This is a genomic window from Streptomyces sp. NPDC043861 (assembly GCF_056435905.1).
This window is the reverse complement of the sequence record NZ_JBWKDP010000032.1, coordinates 1-5,711: the sequence shown is the minus strand read 5'-3', so window position 1 is coordinate 5,711 and position 5,711 is coordinate 1. Positions and strand designations below refer to the sequence as shown.

The window sequence follows — 5,711 nt, the reverse complement described above, 5'->3', positions numbered from 1 at the left end:
CCCGAGCTCGCGGTCGCCCTGCTCGCGCAGCTGGGTGCCGAGGCCGGGCGGGTTGGCGAAGCGGGTGACATGCCGGGTGACGTCGTGGTTGGACAGCACCCAGGTGGTGGGGGCGCCGACGGGGCGCATCGCGGCCAGCGAGCCGTCGATGACCTCGCGCAGCTCCTTCGATTCCCAGTTGGTCGTCAGGTACTGGAAATTGAACGCCTGGTGCATCTCGTCGGGGCGGACGTACATGGCGGTGCGCTCGACGGTCGGGGTCCATGCCTCGGCGACGAGGATGCGCTCGCCCTCGTACTCGTCGAGGATCCGCCGCCAGGAGCGGTAGATCTCGTGGACACCGTCCTGGTCGAAGAACGGCATGACGTCGTTGCCGAGCAGCTTCAGCTGGTCGCTGCCGCCGATGTCGGGCAGACCCGGCGCCTTCACCAGGCCGTGGGCGACGTCGACGCGGAAGCCGTCGGCGCCGAGGTCCAGCCAGAAGCGGAGGATCGAACGGAACTCGTCCTGGACGGCGGGGTGCTCCCAGTTGAAGTCCGGCTGCTCGGGCGCGAAGAGGTGGAGGTACCACTCGCCGTCCTCGACCCGGGTCCAGGCGGGCCCGCCGAAGATGGACTCCCAGTCGTTGGGGGGCAGTTCACCGTGCTCGCCCTTGCCGGGACGGAAGTGGAAGCGCTCGCGCAGCCGGGAGCCGGGGCCCTCCCGCAGGGCCTGCCGGAACCAGTCGTGCCGGTCCGAGCAGTGGTTGGGCACGAGGTCGACGATGACGCGCAGGTCCAGGGCGTGGGCGCCGCGGATCAGCGCGTCGGCGTCGTGGAGCGTGCCGAACATCGGGTCGATGGCCCGGTAGTCGGCGACGTCGTAACCGGCGTCGGCCTGCGGGGACGCATAGAACGGACTGAGCCAGACCGCGTCGACACCGAGCTCCTTGAGGTAGGGGAGCCGGCTGCGTATCCCTGCGAGATCGCCCATGCCGTCGCCGTTGCCGTCGGCGAAGCTGCGCGGATAGACCTGGTAGATCACCGCGTCCCGCCACCAGCCGGTGCGCATGCCACTGGTCGGGTGGGTGGGGGCGGCGAGGTGCTGGGTCATTTCATCCCTGGGTGTCGTCGGATGCGGAAGGTGGTTGAGGGGGTGAGCCGTGGGGGGCTCAGCCCTTGACGGCGCCGGCGGACATACCCGTCACCAGATGCCGCTGTGCGAGGAGGAAGACCAGCGCGGCGGGGATCGCGATGAGCACGGAGGCCGCGGTCATCGGGCCCCACTGGGCGCCGTACTGGTTGACGAACTTCTGCAGTCCGCCCGCCAGCGTGAGGTTCTCGTCACCGACCATGAACGCGGAGGCATAGGCCACCTCGCCCCACGCCGTGATGAAGGAGTAGAACGCGGTGACCGCGATGCCGGGCTTGGCGAGCGGCAGGATCAGTCGCCAGAAGGTGCCGAACGGGGTGAGCCCGTCGACCTGCCCGGACTCGTCGATCTCCCGCGGAATGGTGTCGAAGAAGCCCTTCATCATCCAGGCGCAGAACGGCACGGCGATGGTGAGGTACGTGATGACCAGACCGGCCGGCTCGTTGAGCAGGCCCATACCCGCCATGATGTTGTAGATCGGCACGATGAGGACCGCGACCGGGAACATCTGGGTGATGAGCAGCGTCCACATCAGTCCGCGCTTCCCCGGGAAGCGGAAGCGGCTGACGGCATAGCCGGTGGTGGACGCGACGAAGACGCCGAGGACCGTGGTGAGGCCCGCGACGACCAGCGAGTTGCCGAACCAGGTGAGGAACGGGGTGTCGTTCAGCAGCCCGGTGTAGTTCTCGAAGGTCGTCTCCTTGAAGAAGTCGGTGGTCGTGGCGTACTCCGCCGGCTTGATGGAGGTCAGGAAGACCCACAGCACCGGGAAGACGGCGATCACGGACGCGACGAGGAGCGTCAGATGCAGTGCGGCCGAGGCCAGCGGCGAACGGCGGCCGCGCAGCGGGGCGTTGGTCGTGGTCACCAGGTTTCTCCCTGCTTGCGGAGGACTCGCCGGTAGACCGCGGCGAAGAGCATCAGGAGGACGAGGATCAGCACGCCCCACGTCGAGGACTGCGCGAAGTCGCGCGGGCTGATCTCGAACGAGAACTTGTAGGCCTGGGTCACCAGGATCTGGGTGGCTTCACCGGGACCACCCCGCGTCAGCAGGAAGATCACCGGGAACATGTTGAAGGTCCAGATGGTGCTGAGCAGGACGACGGTGGTGGACACCGACCGCAGACCGGGCATGGTGATGTGCCGGAACCGCTGCCAGGCGTTCGCGCCGTCCATCTCGGCGGCCTCGTACAGCTCGCCGGGGATCGACTGCAGGCCTCCGAGCAGGGCGACCATCATGAACGGGACGCCGAGCCAAACGTTCACGGCGATCACCGAGAACTTGGCCCACAGCGGGTCGTTCAGCCACGGCACGGCGTCGATGCCGCCGCCCGCGAGGAGCTTGTTGAGCAGGCCGTTGTCCTCGTTGTAGAGGAAGCGCCAGGCGAAGACGGAGACGAAGCCGGGCACGGCCCAGGGCAGGATCAGCATCATCCGGTACAGCGACCGGCCGGCGATCCTGCGGTTGAGGATGTTGGCGAGGGCAAGACCCAGACCGAAGGTGACGGCCACGCAGGAGACCGTCCACACCAGCGTCCACCCGAGGGTGTCGAGGAACTGGCTTCCGGTGAGTGCGTCGGTGTAGTTGTCGAGTCCGACGTTTTCGTAGGTCGCCGGGAGGTGGTTGACCCCGATCGACCGCTCGACGTTCCGCTCGTTGGCGTTCGTCAGTGACAGATAGACGCCGCGGACGAGCGGATAGCCGATGATCGCCCCGATCACGACCACCACGGGGGCGACCATGACCCAGGCGTACCAGTGGGTGGAGAGCGCGCGGCGCAGCGGGCCGGGGGCCCCTGCGGAGTCGCGGCGATGGCCGCGGGCCCTGTTGGGCTCCGCGGCCTTCGCCACCGACTGGCCGCTGGTGTGGACAGCCATCAGTCGGTCTCTTCCCTTACTTCCAGTCCTTGAGGAGCTTGCGGTAGGCGTCGCCCGCCGTCGAGGCTCCCTTGTCCGGGGTGGTCTGGCCGGTGAGGACCTTGGTGTACTCGGTCACGAGCGGGGCGAAGAGGCTGCCGCCCTCGGGGATCCAGGGACGCTCGACGGCCTTGTCGACGGCCGGCTTGAAGAAGCCGACGATCTCGTTGGCCGCGACCTGCGGGTTGGAGTAGACGGAGGTGCGGGTCGGGAGCAGGTTGAGTTCCTTGGCGACCTGGGTCTGGGCCTCGACGGAGCTCATGTACTCGACGAAGGCGTAGGAGGCGTCCAGGTTCTTGGAGCCCGCGTAGACGGCGAGGTTGTGGCCGCCCTGCGGGGCGCCCTGGCCGGCCGAGCCTGCGGGGACGGGGGCGACACCGAGGTTCGCCTTGTCCTTGAACTCCTTGCCGGCGTAGGTGTCGGCGACGGCCCACGGGCCGTTGATCATCATGGCGACCTTGCCGTCCTTGAAGGCCGACTGCATGTTGTTCCAGCCGTCGGTGGCGTCGGTCTTCGCGGCACCGGAGTCGACCAGGTCCTTGACGACCTTCATGGCCTTGACGCCGGCCGGGTTGTCGACGGTGATCTTCTTGTTCTTGGCGTCGACCAGGTCGCCGCCCTCACCGTAGAGGAAGGACAGGAACCAGTACGCGTCGTCGCCGCGCAGGTACATACCGGTCTTGCCGGTCTTGGCCTTGATGGCCTTGGCGGCGGTCTTCAGCTCGGCGATGGTGCCGGGAACCTCGACACCGGCCTCCTTGAAGATCTTCTTGTTGTAGAAGACGCCCATGGTGTCGATGACCTGCGGAACGCCGTAGGTCTTGCCCGCGTACTTCGTGGAGGCGGCGGCCTGCTCCAGGAAGTCCTTCTCGTCCTTCAGCGCTGCGGTGCCGTCGAGCGGGGCGAGGTAGCCGAGGTCGGCGAACTCGGGGGTCCAGGCGACCTCGGAGCGGATGACGTCGGGGGCGCCGGAGCCGGACTGGGCGGCGTTCTTGAACTTGTTCTGTGCCTCACCGAAGGGCACATTCACATACTTGATCTTGACGTCGGGGTGCTTCTTGGTGAAGCCCTCGGCGAGCTTCTTGAAGACCTTGTCCTCGCTGCCGACAGTCGAGGTGTCCCACCAGGTGACCGTGCCCGACAGCTTGCCGCCAGAGCTGTTCTTCGCACCCTCGGTGTCGTCGCCGCCGCACGCGGTCGCCGAGAGCGCCAGGCTCGCGACCAGAGCGGTGGCCGCTATGCCACGTCGCATGTGAACTCCTTCGATGGGGCCGCTCCATCACGGCGCCGATTCGTCGAGGAACGTAACAAGGTTGAAAGAAGACCGAAAGAGCTTGCGAGATATTTCCGCAAGAGACGGGGATCGTTACATCCGCGTGTCCTCACGGTGGCCGACACGAACCTTGTCAGCCACGGATTGGTGCGCTCGCAAGGCCCCTGACCGCCCCCTATGCCGTGTGTGGTCGGCTCCGGTGAGTTGCGAAACTGCTTCCGCAAGAGATTGCAGCGCTGTTACCTTCGAGAGAGGGTCGGCGTTGAACCGGTAGATCCGGAACATCCCGAATCAGGCATCCGCAGCACCGGCAGGCATCCGAGGGATCCGAAGGGGACCGTCCATGACGCAGGAGCTCAGCACGACCACCTCGCCGCAGCTCGCCCGGCGGACGCGGGACTGGTGGCGGGATGCCGTCATCTATCAGGTGTACGTCCGCTCCTTCGCCGACAGCGACGGCGACGGCATCGGCGATCTGCGCGGGATCCGCGAGCGCCTCCCCCATGTCGCCGCGCTGGGCGCGGACGCGGTCTGGCTGACCCCCTTCTATGCGTCGCCGCAGGCCGACGGCGGCTACGACGTCTCCGACTACCGGGCCGTCGACCCCCTCTTCGGTGATCTGTCGGACGCCGACGACCTGGTCCGCGAGGCCCATCGCCTGGGCCTGCGGGTGATCGTCGACATCGTCCCCAACCACACCTCCGACCAGCACGCCTGGTTCCGCGCGGCACTGGCCGGCGGCCCCGAGCGGGCGTACTACCACTTCCGGCCCGGCAGGGGCGGCGACGGCGAACTTCCGCCCAACGACTGGGAGTCGGTGTTCGGCGGACCGGCCTGGACCCGGGCGGGCGACGGCGACTGGTATCTCCATCTGTTCGCCCCCGAGCAGCCCGACCTCAATTGGGACGAGCCCGCCGTCCACGAGGAATTCGCCTCCGTGCTGCGCTTCTGGCTGGACCTCGGCGTCGACGGCTTCCGGGTCGATGTGGCGCACGGCATGGTCAAGGCGGACGGCCTGCCCGACATCGGCCTGCGGGAGCAGGCCAAGATGATCGGCGCGCAGGTGCTGCCGTTCTTCGACCAGGACGGTGTGCACGAGATCCACCGCACCTGGCGGCGCCTGCTGGACTCCTACGACGGCGAACGCATCGGAGTCGCGGAGGCCTGGGCGCCGACGCCCGAGAGGCTCGCACTGTATGTGCGCCCCGACGAGCTGCACCAGGCGTTCAACTTCCAGTTCCTTCGCTGCCCCTGGGATCCGGACCGGATGCGGGAGGTCGTCGACGCCTCTCTGGCGGCCGCGGCGTCGGTGGGGGCTCCCACCACCTGGGTGCTGTCCAACCATGACGTCGTCCGTCACCCGACCCGCTACGGCGAGGGCCCCGTCGGC

At 67.7% G+C, this 5,711-nt stretch carries 5 protein-coding genes; 1 reads left to right on the top strand and 4 read right to left on the bottom strand.

Features of this window, described 5'->3' with window-relative positions; all coding sequences use genetic code 11:
• From AC068D_RS35530 to AC068D_RS35515, 4 genes are all read right to left on the bottom strand, one after another.
• Window positions 1–1,092 (bottom strand): alpha-amylase family glycosyl hydrolase (locus AC068D_RS35530; protein WP_478827285.1); only part of this gene is annotated, 1,092 nt, incomplete at its 3' end.
• A gap of 58 nt (window positions 1,093–1,150) precedes the next feature.
• Entirely contained in the window at window positions 1,151–2,002 is an 852-nt protein-coding gene (locus AC068D_RS35525; protein ID WP_478827286.1) for a sugar ABC transporter permease, read from the bottom strand.
• The gene (locus tag AC068D_RS35520) at window positions 1,996–3,009 is read right to left on the bottom strand and encodes a carbohydrate ABC transporter permease (RefSeq protein ID WP_478827284.1); all 1,014 of its coding nucleotides are present in this window, start codon (window positions 3,007–3,009) and stop codon (window positions 1,996–1,998) included. The genes AC068D_RS35525 and AC068D_RS35520 overlap by 7 nt, the downstream gene beginning before the upstream one ends.
• A gap of 16 nt (window positions 3,010–3,025) precedes the next feature.
• Entirely contained in the window at window positions 3,026–4,300 is a 1,275-nt protein-coding gene (locus AC068D_RS35515; RefSeq protein WP_478827283.1) for an extracellular solute-binding protein, read from the bottom strand.
• 364 nt (window positions 4,301–4,664) lie between these two features.
• Between AC068D_RS35515 and AC068D_RS35510 the strand changes: the two genes are divergently transcribed.
• Window positions 4,665–5,711, top strand: a 1,047-nt coding sequence (locus AC068D_RS35510) for an alpha-amylase family glycosyl hydrolase (protein ID WP_478827282.1), incomplete at its 3' end; no start/stop codon positions are given.